Here is a 13,464-nt window from a genome sequence, read left to right as displayed (position 1 = left end):
TATAAAAAGACCATCATTTGATGGCCTTTTTCATTCATTCAAATAGCCAATTGAACCTGCTTTAACACCGCCTTCAACGTATTTTCATAATCAAAAGCATCATTGGTACTGTCTTGGTAGCGCCATGCCACATAACCATCTGGACGAACCAACACTGCACCTGATTCATGTATTTCAGATTTGCTATTCCACGTGCCATACACATCACGATAGTCACGGGAGCCAACTTGAATCACATCTAAATAAGGTAGATTTAACGATTCAGCAGCAGTTTTCCAACCTTTGCCTGAAAGTCCTGTCAGCAAGGTAAAACGACCATGTCCCGTTATATCAAGAGTCGATTGTTTGTTGCCTTTGGCATCAATCAACCATGTATGTGGAACTTTTGCCCCTGGACGAGTCGTTGCTTGGAGGTAAAGCTGCTGATCTTTTTCAAAGATCTCAGGCTCTGATTCAGCAATCATTGCATTTGAAATGTAACGTTGATTCAGCTCTACGCCCTGAGCATTAAACTCAAAATGCTTAATCTCTAAAGCTTCAAAGAGTTTTTTACGAATTTCTGCGCCTTGTTCATCTTCAGTAAAAATACGTTCTAACATCTGCTTTTGCGTAGTGATGCCTTGGTCAAAACCAAAAACTTCTTTCAGGTGTTTATAGTCAAAACGTGATTGATTGGCACGCGCGACAATTTGCTTACCTACAGGAGCACGCTCGGCAGTATACGAATCTAACAGGGTAGGAGAAGCCCAGCCTTTCACGGCATAAGCTAATTTCCAAGCCAAGTTAAACGAATCCTGCATACAGGTATTTGAGCCTAAACCACTTGAAGGAGGATGACGATGCACGGCATCACCACCGCAGAACACACGGCCTTTAGAATATTCTGTTGCCCACGTTTGGTTTACGTACCAATACGACAATTTTTGGATTTCGACATCTTCAACTTCAGCGCCAACAAATGTATTTAAACGTGCGCGGACTTGTTCTTCAGTCACTTGAGGTTCGCCTTTGGAAATATCAAAACCCCAGCCCATAATCCATTCATTCCAAGGGGTGAGAGCACGAAGTAAGCCCATGCCTAGATCGCCAAAGCTTGCTTCAGGATTCACAATCCACTGCAAAATAGCAGGACGATTTTTCACATACTGTGAAAGATCGGCTTTGAACGTCACATAGACCGTTCCAGCCCGTGCCATAATCCCTTCAAGCGGTAAATCAAGTTGTTCTAATACACGAGATTTAGCACCATCCATCCCGACCAAATACTTGGCACGCAAAGTAAATTCAGTATTGGTGATACGATTTAAAAAAGTAGCAGTGACACCATGTTCATCCTGAACATGCGATAAATATTCGGTATTAAAATTATAAATTGCACCACGCTCGGCAGCATTTTTAACCAGCAATGCCTCCATTTTTGGTTGAATCAAATCCACCAATGGGCAAGGACTACCTTTGATGTAATCACCATGACGTTCATCACCTGTACCCCAAGCGCTGAGACGGGCAATTTCTTCGCCAACCAAACTGGTGGTAATGAGGCTTTCACCCATCTGATCCCAAGGCGTTGCGATTTCAAGGACTTGCTCTTCAATACCTAAATCACGCAGGACTTCCATTGCACGTTGATTGGTAATATGCGCACGAGGACTATTGGCTAACCAATTAAACTGCGTGAAAAGTTGAACTTTAATGCCATAGTTAGCGAGTGCCAAACCTAAGGTTGAACCCGCAGGGCCTGTGCCAATAATCAGTACATCGGTATCGAAAAGCTGTGTCATACTTGATCCATCTCTGTGGTGCTAGAATAGGCTTCTGCCGTTCTCATTTGAGTGTAATTAAGCCTTGTATGCCTTGAAATGGGTATTGGTTTAAAGTCTGGATGTATATAAATTTCCACTATTAGACAATCGATGTATTGATTTTAGTGTTGAATGAATTAGGTGAAATGCAATGGAACTTCGACATTTACGATATTTTGTAACCGTGGCGAAAGAACAGAGTTTCACGAAAGCAGCAGATAAATTATTTACTGCGCAGCCCTCTTTAAGCCAGCAAATTAAGGACTTAGAACAAGAAGTCGGTTTGACATTATTTGACCGCAGTGCACGTAATGTTAGATTAACGGCTGAAGGTGAAGCATTTTTACCACATGCAATCAATGCCATTGAAAGCTCAAAACTGGCAGTTGCTGCGGCACGACAAATTGCCCAGCGGAAAAGTAATCAGATTCATATTGGTTTTTTAAATGTAGCTGAAATTAAGCTGATGCCCAGTATTTTGGCTGAGATTAAACAGCGTAATCCTGACTTAAAAATTCATCTGCATAGCTTGACTTGTTTAGAGCAAATCCAAGCATTGAAAAATGCAGAACTGGATTTAACATTTACTCGTTTTGAATTAAAGCACGCTGATTTTGAAAATATTCACTTGATGAGTGAACAAATCTATTTGGTGGCATTAGACGTTTTACATCCATCAAACCGCGTACTAAAACTACAAGAATTGAAAAATCATCATGTGATTATGTGTGAGCAAAATTCCTCACCCGTATTTTATGAAAAATTAAATGCGTTGATTCCATTTGATCAGCAACAACATGATCATATGCTTTGGGTGACCAATGTTATGCAACATTTGAACCTCATTAATATGGGCATGGGTTTTAGTTTTGTCCCTGAATATTTACTGAAGTTTCTCAATCCACAGGTCAAAGTCATTCAAACTGATTTGTTATTACCCGAATTAGGTTTATACGCAACTTATGCGAAAAAATCACAAAATGCAGCTTTAGACATTATTACCCAGACCTTGCGTCAGCAGAATGACGAAACTTCGCATTAAAAATGAGAAGACATTGGAAAATAAATCATGTTGAAATTAATTTATTACGTACCTGAATCACATCTTGAAGCCACAAAATTGGCAGTGTTTGAAGCAGGAGCGGGTGGCATAGGTAATTATGAGCACTGCGCATGGCAAGTGCTTGGCACAGGGCAATTTAAGCCTGTGAAAGGTGCGAGTCCTTTTATTGGGGAGTTGGATTCTTTGGAGCAGATTCCTGAATGGCGAGTTGAAATGATTGTTCCTGAGGATAAAGCCAGTCATGTGGCGAAGGCATTAAAAACGACTCATCCTTACGAAGAGCCAGCGTTTGAGTTTATTCAGATGGTAGATGTTGAGTATTAATGTCGCATCTCACGATCGCGATATTCAGAGATTATATTCTTAGGTATACGTGTAGATAATATTTACTTTTCACGGGCGAAAAGTAACAAAAGCCCTTTGTTAGACTGATGGGACTTCCTGTCCCACAGTCTAACAGTGGCGACATCCATGTCGCCATGCGTATATCAAATGATGTTGATGGATATGATGTTGCAATCAAACCTTCTGAAGAAATAATTCACGGTCAAAACGATACTGCGGAAAAAACACACCATCTTGCGCTCATTCACTTGCACTTATTACCATCATAAAATATTGCAATACATTATTAAGAGCCACCGCTTGAGTTTATTAAAATGGTAGATGTTGAGTATTAATGTCGCATCTCACGATCGCCATATTCAGAGATTAATTCTTATATAAACGTGTAGATAGTATTTACTTTTCACGGGCGAAAAGTAACAAAAGCCCTATGTTAGACTGATGGGACTTCCTGTCCCACAGTCTAACAGGGGCAACATCCATGTCGCCATGCGTGTATCAAACGATGTTGATGGATTCAATGTTGCGATCAAACCTTCTGAATAAACAGCTCACGGTCAAAACGATATTGTGGGAAGAACACACCATCTTTCGAACGTTTACCTGCACGAATCATCACAGAGTATTGATGTAAATTATGAAAGCCTACTTTTGAGTTTATTCAGATGGTAAATGTGATCTTCTAAGTTTTTATCTTTAATACGGAGTCTTATCATTATAAATTCATTGCTAGAATTAACCTTCGGTTCGACCTACTTTTCTTTCGGGAAAAGTAGGCAAAACCATTGTCATCTGCAAAACTCGTTAAATTCCGTCAAGTGAGTAATTTCATCGCAGAAACTTAACTTATTGAATCGAGTCCTGCCTCGAACAGTTGCTGATGACGTTTTCACGACTCCAATGGCTGTGATGCAGAAGTAGGCTGTAATCAAACCTTTTGAATAAATAAATCACGGTCAAAACGATATTGCGGAAAGAACACACCATCAGCTGCACGTTCACCCGCACCAATCACCATGACAGGATATTGCTGGCTATTTAGATGTAAAATTTTACGAACCATTGGCTCATCAAAACCCTCCATCATGCAGCTGTCAAAACCATAAGCGCGTAAAGCTAAAACCAAGTTTTCACATGCCAATGCGGTGGTTTTAGAAGCCCAAAGTTTTGCATCCGCTTCATTAAAAGCAGTCACAGGCAATTGCTTATCTAGTGTACGTGCAACTTTGAAAGCGACTTTCTTAAAGTTACCTAGGGCATTGAAATAACCCGTCTTGTAGTTATAAGGGATGAACTTATAATACTTTTGCACCGCAGCAGGCGCTTCTGGAAATGGAAACTCTGAAATATTACGTTTCGCCATTTCATCTACACGGTCAGTTCGCGCCACACACACGATCAACTCTGACGCTGTTTTCGCTGCCAATTGACCTAAACAGGCTTTAACCAATTGTTTCTTTTTACTTGGATTTTGCACCACATAAAAAGTCCAAGGCTGTAAATTTGAAGAGTTTGGCGCGAGCAATGCCAAGTCTAAACATTCGTCAAGAACTTCGTTTGGAATCGGTGTTTTGGTAAATTTACGTACTGAACGGCGGCTTTTAACCACCTTTTTAAAATTTTCAATATCAATGCCTTTAGGTGCAGGCTCAAAGTAGCGTTTCTTCTCGGTTTGCGAAGATACAGTTTGATTAGATTGTTTAGCGGCTAGATCTTTGGTATTTGAAGAGGACATAGCAGAGTTTTCCACACGATATTTTGAATTATGAATGGGGGCTAAGACATAAAAAAACCACCCAAAAATGAATTTAGGTGGCGTATTTCAATACAAAATTAAAGTTTTACAATTAATTAAATTGTGAAAAATCTGGCTTACGTTTTTGCATAAAGGCTGCAACCGCTTCCATCATTTCAGGTGAGCCAACACGATCCATAAAAATTTCGGCTTCATGGTCAATCCATGCCACAATTTCATCTACATTGTGTTTCATCAAGGCTTTAGATTGCACGAGAGATGCCAATGGTAATGCTGCCAATTGTGCTGCTTTTTTGGCAGCAGTAGCATACGGATCTTCTTCGATGCTGTTGACAAGATTTGCAGAAAGCGCCGTTGCGCTGTCAAATTTTTGCGCAGTTAACAGCAATTCAGCAGCTTTATGATAGCCTGCTTGTTCAACTAAAAGTTTGCTTGAAGCACCTTCTGGTGACAAACCAAGGCTTACAAATGGAATTTGGAATAGCGCTGTGTTGTCGCTGTAAACTAAGTCGCAGTGAAGCAGGATCGTAACACCAATGCCAATAGCCACGCCACGAACAGCTGCAATTAAAGGTTTAGAAAACTTCGCAGCAGATTTTAATAATACAAATGGTGCACCTTCAGATGCTGGCGCTTGACCTTTTTGCGCAGCAGATTTCATAAAATCTTGCATATCATTGCCAGCACTAAAATCGGCATCAGCACCACGTAAAATCACTGCACGAACAGTACTGTCTTGATCTGCTTCATCTAAAGCTTTGGCAATCCAAAAATACAGTTCTGTATACAGTGCATTTTTCGCCTGAGGGCGGTTAATGGCTAAAGTCAGTACGCCATTTTCCAAATTCGCATTCAAATGTTCATGAGGTTGTTGAATACAGCTCAGTGTCATCGTACTATCCTTGCTTAAAAGTTCATTATGATTTTATGCCCGACATTATGTCGCATATTTCAGTTTGTGGCACAACTGCTCAGTTCATAAAAAGTTTGATTTGATATGAAATATATATTCGATTATTTAGTGTTCATTGGTCGTTTTCAGCCTTTTCATTTGGCACATTTACAAACCATCAAAATCGCATTAGAGCAAAGTCAAAATGTAGTTTTAGCATTAGGTTCGGCGCAATATGAACGTAACATCAAAAATCCATTTCTTGCCACAGAACGTGAAGAGATGATTTTGTCGAATTTTTCAGAAGTCGATCAACAGCGCATTAAATTTGTCCATGTTATTGATGTTTATAACGATGAAAAATGGCAAAAATTAGTTAAATCATTAGTTGCTGAAGTGGTCGAAGACGGCGCCAAAGTTGGTTTGATTGGACATTTCAAAGATCATTCATCTTACTATTTAAAATTTTTCCCTGAATGGAAAATGGTCGAGTTGGATAGTTTGGCTGGTTCAATTTCGGCGACGCCAGTACGAGAAGCCTATTTTCGAGGAGAAATTCAACTCGAGGCATTTCCGCAAGGCACCATTGAATTTTTACGTGATTTTCAACTAAGTGACATTTATAAACAACTTCAACACAAATATATGACTCAGGATAAAACGAACCTGAATTAAAAGCCGTTAATATTCGAAAATAGTATGTCGAAAAATAGAACGGCTTAAATATAGCGTGTGCTATGGATAGCAAAGCGCTTCAGGAGGTTTTATGTTAATGCGTCGAACTTTTTTCGCTCGATTTTTAACGATTATCGTGCTTGCTTATGTACCTCAGTTAAATGCAGCCGAATGGACACTTACTCCTGCGACCCAGATTACTTTTGGTATTAAATCTGTGGGACTCTCGGTTGTTGAAGGTCGATTTAATAAAGTTCAATCCGATTTGAAATTCGATCCTGAAATACCGCAAAAAGGTACAGCACAATTGAGGTTAGATGTTGACAGCATGAGTTTTAGTAAACCAAGTCTAAAAGGACTTATTCTTGGTAGTGAGTTTTTTGATGCCGAAGAATTCAAGCATGTAAAATTTACCAGTCGACAAATTAAACCAATTGCCTACGGTCGTTATCAAATTACGGGTGACCTGACCATTCGTGGTGTCACAAAATTGGTGAGCTTTGATACGCTGATGAACCCAAATCCAAATAATCCAAGATTAATGGATATTCATTCGAACACTACAATTCAACGTAGCGATTTTGGAATGCGTAAAGCACTGGGCGGTGTGGGTGAGCAGGTTATTATCCAGTTAAAAGGCCAATGGCAAGCTTATTAATTGAAGGGCAAAAATCAGGTCAAAATTATATTAAATCCATATAGCTTTTTGCATGATGTTGGAGCAAGGCAGTTAATTTTTCTAAGGGCTCTGATTGCTGTTTCCAGTGATGCCAATAAAAGGGGAGATCAATGGATAACGCCTGTGAAACTTCAATTAATGTACCGTCATTGAGGAATTTTTGATTTTGAAAATCTGGCAACCAACCATAACCCAAGCCCATGGTTATGGCATCGACAAATGCAGTGGACGAAGGGATAAAATGATGCGGATATTGAGAAGGGTTTAGACCAAAGATTTTTGAGATGCTATGCATATGCATTTGATCCTTTTCATTGAAAATCACCGCAGGTGCAGATCGTAATGCTTCGCGTGTTAAGCCATCGCTGAACCATTGTTGTATAAATTGAGGCGTTGCGACAAAGCGATAATGCATTGTACCCAAGTAGTCAGCAATACAACCTTTCATTGACTTCGATTCCGTTGCAACACAGGCGTTAACTAAGCCAGCTTCAAGTAAATGATGCGTTTGCGACTGATCATCTACATGAAAGTGGATCACAAATTTTTCTTCAATTAAAATATCTTTAAGTAATGGTAATAACCACGTTGCCAATGAGTCAGCATTGGTCGCGATATTGATTTGATAAAATGAATTTTCGGTTTGCCCTGTTAGATTCTGCATGAAATTCTGTTCAAGCAATTTACTGTGTTGTAGATAATGTAATAAAGACTGTCCAGCTTGAGTCACGCGGCAAGGGCGTTCACGTACAATGAGCACATGACCTAAATTTTTTTCTAAAGTTTGTAGTCTGAGCGTCACTGCAGAGGCTGTAATATTTAAACGAATTGCAGCTTGTTCAAAGCTTCCAGTCTCTGCAACGGCTAGAAAAGCTTCACTGTGTTTGCTTTGTAACATGCTCAATCCTCTTTTCCCTTAAATCCGTAGTTCAGTTAAAAACATATTCAAATCTAAGCTCCATTTTTTGGATTATTTAAATAAGAAAAACTTAGTTAAATTGAAATTTATTTAGAAATACTTATTTTAAGCAATAAACTCGGATAATAGCAATATTCATTTAAAGCTTTGAAAGTGTGGTCAAAAAATGTTGCAAAGTTATATGCAAGGGCTTGCAGTCGGATTTAGTCTAATTATTGCGATAGGCGCGCAAAATGCATTTATTCTCAAGCAAGGACTTAAGAAGCAGTATGTATTTTGGCTCTGTGCCATTTGTGCAGCATCTGACTCTATACTCATTTTGCTAGGTGTACTTGGTTTTTCTCAGGTGATTCAGACTCATCCAGCGATTGTTGATTGGGCAAAATACTTTGGTGCAGCATTTTTAGTAATTTATGGCGCACAGCATTTTATTCAAGCTGTTAAAAGCTCAGGCAGTTTAGTGCCTAGTGAAAACTCTGAAACGAAGCTCCTAAAAATGATTTTTATTTGTTTAGCACTGACGTGGCTTAATCCACATGTTTATTTAGATACGGTGATTTTAATTGGTTCTATTTCAACTAAATTTGAATCGACTGCACTTCATTTTGCGATTGGTGCAATCACTGCTTCGTGGATATTTTTCTTTGTTTTAGGTTATGGAGCACGGTTTCTTCTGCCCATTTTTCAAAATACCAAAGCATGGAAAATTTTGGACTTTATGATTGGTCTGGTGATGTGGGGCATTGCGTTTTCGTTACTGGTCTAAAGCGATGAGGAAAAAAATCAAGCCTGCCCATAATGATGTGAGCAGGCTTGATAGTCAATTAAGCTTGTTGTAATGTTTTTAAGTCTTCAAGCACTTGCTCAGCATGACCTGCAGCTTTCACCTTGCGATATTCTTTGACTAATTTGCCATTGTGGAAAATGAAGGTTGAGCGTTCAATCCCCATGACTTTTTTACCATACATATTCTTTTCTTTAATCACATCAAAATGATTGCATAGAGCTTCTTCTTTATCACTGATGAGATTAATTGTGAGATTTTGCTTTTCAGTAAAGTTTTGATGCGCTTTTACTGAGTCACGAGAAATACCAATAATCGTTGTATTTAGTGCATCAAACTGATCTTTTAAACATGAAAAGCCAATCGCTTGTGTGGTGCAACCTGGTGTTGAATCTTTTGGATAAAAATACACGATGAGCCAATCGCTCTTCACTTCAGCAAGGTTGATTTCACCTGTAGTGGCAGGGAAGGTTTGGTTCGGTAAACTGATTTCAGACATGTAAAAATCCTTTCTTTTTTATTGCCAGTAAGGCTGCAAGCAAAGTATGTGAAATATGACCATCATACAGAATTTACTTTGAACTTAAAGTAATAAAAAAGCCTGCAAATGCAGGCTTTTTTTGAGCTGAGAATTACTTGCCAGCTTGAGCAGATTTCATTGCTTCTTCAGTTAAAGATTTTAATTTACCTGTTAACTGTGGACCGAAACATGCTTGCAAATCTTTATTTTGTTTTTGAACAAAAGCTAAAGTTGCAGGGCTTTTCTTCTGGTTAATTGTGCTTTGGATTTCCCATTTTTGGGCATTGGTTAAACGACCATCTGCTTCAACAGCACAAGTACAGTATTTGCTAACTTCAGCAGTTGTTAGTTTTTTACCTTTACCAGTTTCATCTTTACAAACATTGATTAACGCAGATTTTACGTTAGTGCTCTTATATGCTTGTTGAAGCTTGTCGTTGTCAGCGTGTGCAACTGAAGCAAACAATGCAGCTGCCGAGAAAGCAGCAGAAAGAATAATGTTTGATTTTAAATTTTTCATAAATCCTACCTTGTTATTTCGGTATATAACGTGTCGGATCCTGAACACCTGCATCTGCAAAACCTTGTTTACGCAGACGGCAGCTATCGCATTTACCGCAAGCACGACCTTGGTCATCTGCTTGATAGCAAGACACCGTTTGACTGTAGTCTACGCCATGTTCTATGCCTAAGCGAATGATATTTGCTTTGGATAAATGTAACAGAGGTGTTTCAAATTTAAGTGGTTTTCCTTCTACGCCGACTTTAGTTGCAAGTCGAGCCATATTGGCAAATGCCTCAATAAATTCAGGGCGACAGTCTGGATAACCTGAATAATCAACCGCGTTAATGCCTATGACTATCGCTTCTGCACCAAATACTTCGGCAGCAGCAAGGGCATAAGACAAGAAAATGGTGTTACGTGCTGGAACATAAGTTACAGGAATACCATCTTGTTCATGATCTGGCACTTCAATGCTATGGTCTGTTAACGCAGAACCACCTAAGTTACCTAAATCAATATTAATAACTCGATGTTCTATGCCTGCCTGCTTTGTTAATACACGAGCAGCATCTAACTCAGTCGTTGAACGCTGTCCATACATAAAGCTAAGGGCAATGCATTCATACTGAGATTGGGCCCAAGCAAGGCAAGTAGTCGAATCTAAACCACCAGATAACAGTACAATCGCGCGAGGACGCATGTCTTTCTCCAAAAAATCTATAACACTTAACGACCAGTTTCATCGTTCCAAAGCAATTTATGTAATTGCAATTGGAAACGGACAGGGAGATGGTCTTCTAAAATCCATTGTGCTAAATCACGTGCAAGTTGTGGTAAACGCATAGCGCCTTTTTCCACTGCAAAAGCAGGAGAGAACCAAATGGTGCTGACTTTTGCACTTAATTGATATTCTACAACTTGCTGTTTAGCCCACTCATAATCTTCACGATTGCAAATGACAAACTTAATTTGATCATGCTGTGTCAAATGATCGAAGTTACTAAGCAAATTTCGTGCAACTTCACCCGATGTCGGGGTTTTTAAATCCATCACTTTAGAAACACGCGGGTCAACTTTAGAGACATCTAAAGCACCACTGGTTTCTAGGGAAACTTCGCAGCCTAAATCGGCAAGAAGAGTCATTAACGGTAATGCGTTCGGTTGAGCAAGCGGCTCACCACCCGTCACGCAAATATAAGGGGTTTTAAAATCTAAAGTTGTTTGAATAATTTCTTCTAATGATTGACGTTCGCCGCCTTCAAACGAATAGGTGGTATCACAATAAGTACAACGTAAAGGACAGCCAGTTAATCGTATAAATACTGTCGGTAAGCCAGCAGTATTGGCCTCACCTTGCAATGAATAGAAAATCTCCGTGATACGTAAACCCGCAGACGGATCAGAAACAGGAATAGCGGAAGAACGAAGCGTACTCATAACAAAATTAACCAGATATTGAAAAACAAAAAATCTCTACGATCATTTCTGACCGTAGAGACGAGGAGCAAGTAAGGCTCCGTATAGATTTAAACTTAGTCTTCGCGTAAAAGATCGTTTAGGCTAGTTTTAGCACGTGTTTTAGCATCCACTTTCTTCACGATTACAGCAGCATAAAGGCTGTATTTACCGCATTTAGAAGGTAGGCTACCAGAAACAACGACAGAACCTGCAGGAACGCGGCCGTAGTGAATTTCGCCAGTTTCACGGTCATAAATCTTAGTCGATTGACCAATGAATACGCCCATAGAAATCACAGAACCTTCTTCTACGATTACGCCTTCAACGATTTCAGAACGAGCACCAATGAAGCAGTTATCTTCAATGATTGTTGGGTTTGCTTGAAGTGGTTCAAGAACACCACCAATACCTACACCACCAGATAAGTGAACATTTTTACCAATTTGTGCACATGAACCAACAGTTGCCCATGTATCAACCATAGTACCTTCGTCTACATATGCACCAATGTTTACATATGAAGGCATCAATACAACGTTTTTCGCTTGGAAAGAACCTTTACGTGCAACAGCAGGAGGTACGACACGTACGCCAGCAGCTTTAAACTGTTCTTCAGTCCAATCACCAAATTTAGTGTCAACTTTATCGTAGAAGCGTAGGTCACAAGCTTCCATCGGTTTGTTGTCATTTAATTTGAATGATAACAATACGGCTTTTTTCACCCATTGGTGAACAACCCATTCGCCATCGATTTTTTCAGCAACACGTAATGAACCGTTATCTAGGCCAGCAATAACTTCTTCAACTGCTTGACGGATTTCAGCTGAGCAGTCCGCTGCTGTGAAATTCGCACGGTCTTCAAATGCTTGTTCAATGATTGTTGAAAGCTGAGACATGTTCTTCCATCCAGAAAAAAATTTTCCAAGATTTTACACTAAATTGAGCTAAGAATAGATGGAAAAACCGCATAGGATCGGAATTAATTATTAAACAATTGTATTACGCTTAAATTGCGGAGAAATATTTTACACAAATATTTAGAATTTGCCTAAAAAATACACAAAAATTACAGTGTAAATTTCAGTTTTAATTAAGATAAGTACGATTTTAAATAAAAAAATCATTATTAATCAATTGTAAAATATAATTGTATCAAAAGTTAACAAAAAGCTAGTAAATTTGCATAAAACTTGAGCGATATTTCCTTTTAAGATGTGTCTTATAAGAAAACTGAAGAATTTTAATTAACAGTTTATTTTGAGGAGAAACACATGAAATCATTACGTTTATTAACAGTTGCTTCGGTATTGGCTGCATGTGCTGGTACAGCAATGGCTGATACTTCAGTTGTACATGATGGTTATGCATTTGATCAAAACCAATTGATACCAACTGGTGCGCGTTTAGAAGTGGGTACGACTGGTTATGGTGGTGCATTACTTTGGACTGCTAATCCATACGTAGGCCTTGCATTAGGTTATAACGGTGGTGATATTTCATGGTCTGATGATTTGTCAATCAATGGCACTAAATATGACATGGATATGGATAACAGCGTTGGCTACTTAAATGCAGAAATTCGTCCATGGGGTGCAAGTACGAGTCCTTGGGCGCAAGGCTTATATGTTGCTGCAGGTGTAGGTTATATTGATAACGAATATGGTCTAAATAAATATAATAAAAATGCTGAAGGTACGATTAAAGTTGATGGTACAAGCTACACAGGCATTGGCGGTGTGAAAGGTAACTTATCTTATGATAATGACATCGCACCTTATGTAGGTTTAGGTTTTGCACCAAAACTAAATAAAAACTTTGGTGTATTTGGTGAGGTAGGTGCTTATTACACTGGCAACCCTACTGTAAATCTTCAAGAGTACGGCAATCTTCAAAACTCTGTAGTAGGCTCACCTTCAATCGGCGAATCTGTAGATAATGAAGCACGTAAAATTGCAAACGATGACAAATATGAATGGATGCCAGTAGCTAAAGTTGGTGTGAGCTACCACTGGTAAGTTCAAAAGAATCTACATTAAAAAACGAGCTTAGGCTCGTTTTTTTGTTTT

At 39.1% G+C, this 13,464-nt stretch carries 15 protein-coding genes and 2 pseudogenes; 6 read left to right on the top strand and 11 right to left on the bottom strand.

The genetic code is table 11. From position 1 onward, the window contains the following. Positions 1–38: 38 nt before the first annotated feature. Positions 39–1,781 carry an FAD-dependent oxidoreductase gene (locus tag B9T33_RS03475; RefSeq protein ID WP_086177557.1) on the bottom strand — a complete coding sequence of 581 codons (1,743 nt, stop codon included), beginning with the start codon at positions 1,779–1,781 and terminating at the stop codon, positions 39–41. Positions 1,782–1,953: 172 nt separating this feature from the next. Here B9T33_RS03475 and B9T33_RS03470 point away from each other — a divergent pair, with 172 nt between their 5' ends. Then, complete coding sequence (locus B9T33_RS03470) at positions 1,954–2,844, top strand: LysR family transcriptional regulator (RefSeq protein ID WP_086177556.1); 891 nt, start codon at positions 1,954–1,956, stop codon at positions 2,842–2,844. A 27-nt stretch (positions 2,845–2,871) separates the two neighbouring features. Next, on the top strand, positions 2,872–3,189 hold the full coding sequence (locus tag B9T33_RS03465) for an NGG1p interacting factor NIF3 (protein WP_086177555.1): 318 nt from the start codon (positions 2,872–2,874) through the stop codon (positions 3,187–3,189). 195 nt (positions 3,190–3,384) lie between these two features. Here B9T33_RS03465 and B9T33_RS16340 read toward each other — a convergent pair. The 4 genes and pseudogenes from B9T33_RS16340 to B9T33_RS03455 form a co-directional block, all read right to left on the bottom strand. Next, a pseudogene (locus tag B9T33_RS16340) lies at positions 3,385–3,495 on the bottom strand (nitroreductase family protein); the annotation flags it as partial. Between the two features lie 244 nt (positions 3,496–3,739). Then, positions 3,740–3,847, bottom strand: a pseudogene (locus B9T33_RS16335) (nitroreductase family protein); the annotation flags it as partial. A 291-nt stretch (positions 3,848–4,138) separates the two neighbouring features. Beyond that, positions 4,139–4,945 (bottom strand): nitroreductase family protein, encoded by an 807-nt coding sequence (locus B9T33_RS03460; RefSeq protein ID WP_086177554.1) that lies wholly within the window; start codon positions 4,943–4,945, stop codon positions 4,139–4,141. A 112-nt stretch (positions 4,946–5,057) separates the two neighbouring features. Further along, positions 5,058–5,858 carry an enoyl-CoA hydratase-related protein gene (locus B9T33_RS03455; protein WP_086177553.1) on the bottom strand — a complete coding sequence of 267 codons (801 nt, stop codon included), beginning with the start codon at positions 5,856–5,858 and terminating at the stop codon, positions 5,058–5,060. Positions 5,859–5,963: 105 nt separating this feature from the next. Here B9T33_RS03455 and B9T33_RS03450 point away from each other — a divergent pair, with 105 nt between their 5' ends. Then, positions 5,964–6,533, top strand: a complete 570-nt coding sequence (locus B9T33_RS03450; protein WP_086177552.1) for a nicotinate-nicotinamide nucleotide adenylyltransferase — start codon at positions 5,964–5,966, stop codon at positions 6,531–6,533. A 97-nt stretch (positions 6,534–6,630) separates the two neighbouring features. Further along, positions 6,631–7,191, top strand: coding sequence for a YceI family protein (locus tag B9T33_RS03445; protein WP_171263560.1), 561 nt, complete (start codon positions 6,631–6,633; stop codon positions 7,189–7,191). Between the two features lie 25 nt (positions 7,192–7,216). Here the strand turns inward: B9T33_RS03445 and B9T33_RS03440 are convergent, their stop codons facing one another. Further along, positions 7,217–8,110 (bottom strand): LysR family transcriptional regulator ArgP, encoded by an 894-nt coding sequence (locus B9T33_RS03440; RefSeq protein WP_086177550.1) that lies wholly within the window; start codon positions 8,108–8,110, stop codon positions 7,217–7,219. Positions 8,111–8,297: 187 nt separating this feature from the next. Between B9T33_RS03440 and B9T33_RS03435 the strand changes: the two genes are divergently transcribed. Next, entirely contained in the window at positions 8,298–8,897 is a 600-nt protein-coding gene (locus B9T33_RS03435) for a LysE/ArgO family amino acid transporter (RefSeq protein ID WP_086177549.1), read from the top strand. A gap of 58 nt (positions 8,898–8,955) precedes the next feature. Here the strand turns inward: B9T33_RS03435 and B9T33_RS03430 are convergent, their stop codons facing one another. The 5 genes from B9T33_RS03430 to dapD all read right to left on the bottom strand — a co-directional run bounded on the left by B9T33_RS03430 (position 8,956) and on the right by dapD (position 12,294). Further along, positions 8,956–9,414, bottom strand: a complete 459-nt coding sequence (locus B9T33_RS03430; protein WP_086177548.1) for a peroxiredoxin — start codon at positions 9,412–9,414, stop codon at positions 8,956–8,958. A gap of 133 nt (positions 9,415–9,547) precedes the next feature. Further along, positions 9,548–9,955, bottom strand: a complete 408-nt coding sequence (locus B9T33_RS03425; RefSeq protein WP_086177547.1) for a hypothetical protein — start codon at positions 9,953–9,955, stop codon at positions 9,548–9,550. A gap of 13 nt (positions 9,956–9,968) precedes the next feature. Further along, positions 9,969–10,640 (bottom strand): 7-cyano-7-deazaguanine synthase QueC, encoded by a 672-nt coding sequence (gene queC, locus B9T33_RS03420; RefSeq protein ID WP_086177546.1) that lies wholly within the window; start codon positions 10,638–10,640, stop codon positions 9,969–9,971. A 26-nt stretch (positions 10,641–10,666) separates the two neighbouring features. Next, on the bottom strand, positions 10,667–11,377 hold the full coding sequence (gene queE, locus B9T33_RS03415; RefSeq protein WP_086177545.1) for a 7-carboxy-7-deazaguanine synthase QueE: 711 nt from the start codon (positions 11,375–11,377) through the stop codon (positions 10,667–10,669). Positions 11,378–11,472: 95 nt separating this feature from the next. Then, entirely contained in the window at positions 11,473–12,294 is an 822-nt protein-coding gene (dapD, locus tag B9T33_RS03410; protein ID WP_086177544.1) for a 2,3,4,5-tetrahydropyridine-2,6-dicarboxylate N-succinyltransferase, read from the bottom strand. A gap of 375 nt (positions 12,295–12,669) precedes the next feature. Here dapD and carO point away from each other — a divergent pair, with 375 nt between their 5' ends. Continuing rightward, positions 12,670–13,413, top strand: coding sequence for an ornithine uptake porin CarO (carO, locus tag B9T33_RS03405; protein WP_086177543.1), 744 nt, complete (start codon positions 12,670–12,672; stop codon positions 13,411–13,413). Positions 13,414–13,464 lie beyond the last annotated feature (51 nt).

It is taken from the genome of Acinetobacter sp. ANC 5054 (assembly GCF_002135295.1).
Lineage (GTDB): Bacteria > Pseudomonadota > Gammaproteobacteria > Pseudomonadales > Moraxellaceae > Acinetobacter.
The sequence above is the reverse complement of the archived record's forward strand: the minus strand, read 5'-3'. Positions and strand labels throughout refer to the sequence as shown.

What these genes read in the sequence shown, in the direction of transcription:
- B9T33_RS03460 (WP_086177554.1), bottom strand. Translation starts at nt 4,945, where the DNA reads ATGTCCTCTTCAAATACCAAAGATCTAGCCGCTAAACAATCTAATCAA.
- B9T33_RS03430 (WP_086177548.1), bottom strand. Translation starts at nt 9,414, where the DNA reads ATGTCTGAAATCAGTTTACCGAACCAAACCTTCCCTGCCACTACAGGT.
- B9T33_RS03470 (WP_086177556.1), top strand. Translation starts at nt 1,954, where the DNA reads ATGGAACTTCGACATTTACGATATTTTGTAACCGTGGCGAAAGAACAG.
- B9T33_RS03435 (WP_086177549.1), top strand. Translation starts at nt 8,298, where the DNA reads ATGTTGCAAAGTTATATGCAAGGGCTTGCAGTCGGATTTAGTCTAATT.
- queE (WP_086177545.1), bottom strand. Translation starts at nt 11,377, where the DNA reads ATGAGTACGCTTCGTTCTTCCGCTATTCCTGTTTCTGATCCGTCTGCG.
- dapD (WP_086177544.1), bottom strand. Translation starts at nt 12,294, where the DNA reads ATGTCTCAGCTTTCAACAATCATTGAACAAGCATTTGAAGACCGTGCG.
- B9T33_RS03450 (WP_086177552.1), top strand. Translation starts at nt 5,964, where the DNA reads ATGAAATATATATTCGATTATTTAGTGTTCATTGGTCGTTTTCAGCCT.
- B9T33_RS03475 (WP_086177557.1), bottom strand. Translation starts at nt 1,781, where the DNA reads ATGACACAGCTTTTCGATACCGATGTACTGATTATTGGCACAGGCCCT.
- B9T33_RS03425 (WP_086177547.1), bottom strand. Translation starts at nt 9,955, where the DNA reads ATGAAAAATTTAAAATCAAACATTATTCTTTCTGCTGCTTTCTCGGCA.
- carO (WP_086177543.1), top strand. Translation starts at nt 12,670, where the DNA reads ATGAAATCATTACGTTTATTAACAGTTGCTTCGGTATTGGCTGCATGT.
- B9T33_RS03455 (WP_086177553.1), bottom strand. Translation starts at nt 5,858, where the DNA reads ATGACACTGAGCTGTATTCAACAACCTCATGAACATTTGAATGCGAAT.
- queC (WP_086177546.1), bottom strand. Translation starts at nt 10,640, where the DNA reads ATGCGTCCTCGCGCGATTGTACTGTTATCTGGTGGTTTAGATTCGACT.
- B9T33_RS03445 (WP_171263560.1), top strand. Translation starts at nt 6,631, where the DNA reads ATGCGTCGAACTTTTTTCGCTCGATTTTTAACGATTATCGTGCTTGCT.
- B9T33_RS03440 (WP_086177550.1), bottom strand. Translation starts at nt 8,110, where the DNA reads ATGTTACAAAGCAAACACAGTGAAGCTTTTCTAGCCGTTGCAGAGACT.
- B9T33_RS03465 (WP_086177555.1), top strand. Translation starts at nt 2,872, where the DNA reads ATGTTGAAATTAATTTATTACGTACCTGAATCACATCTTGAAGCCACA.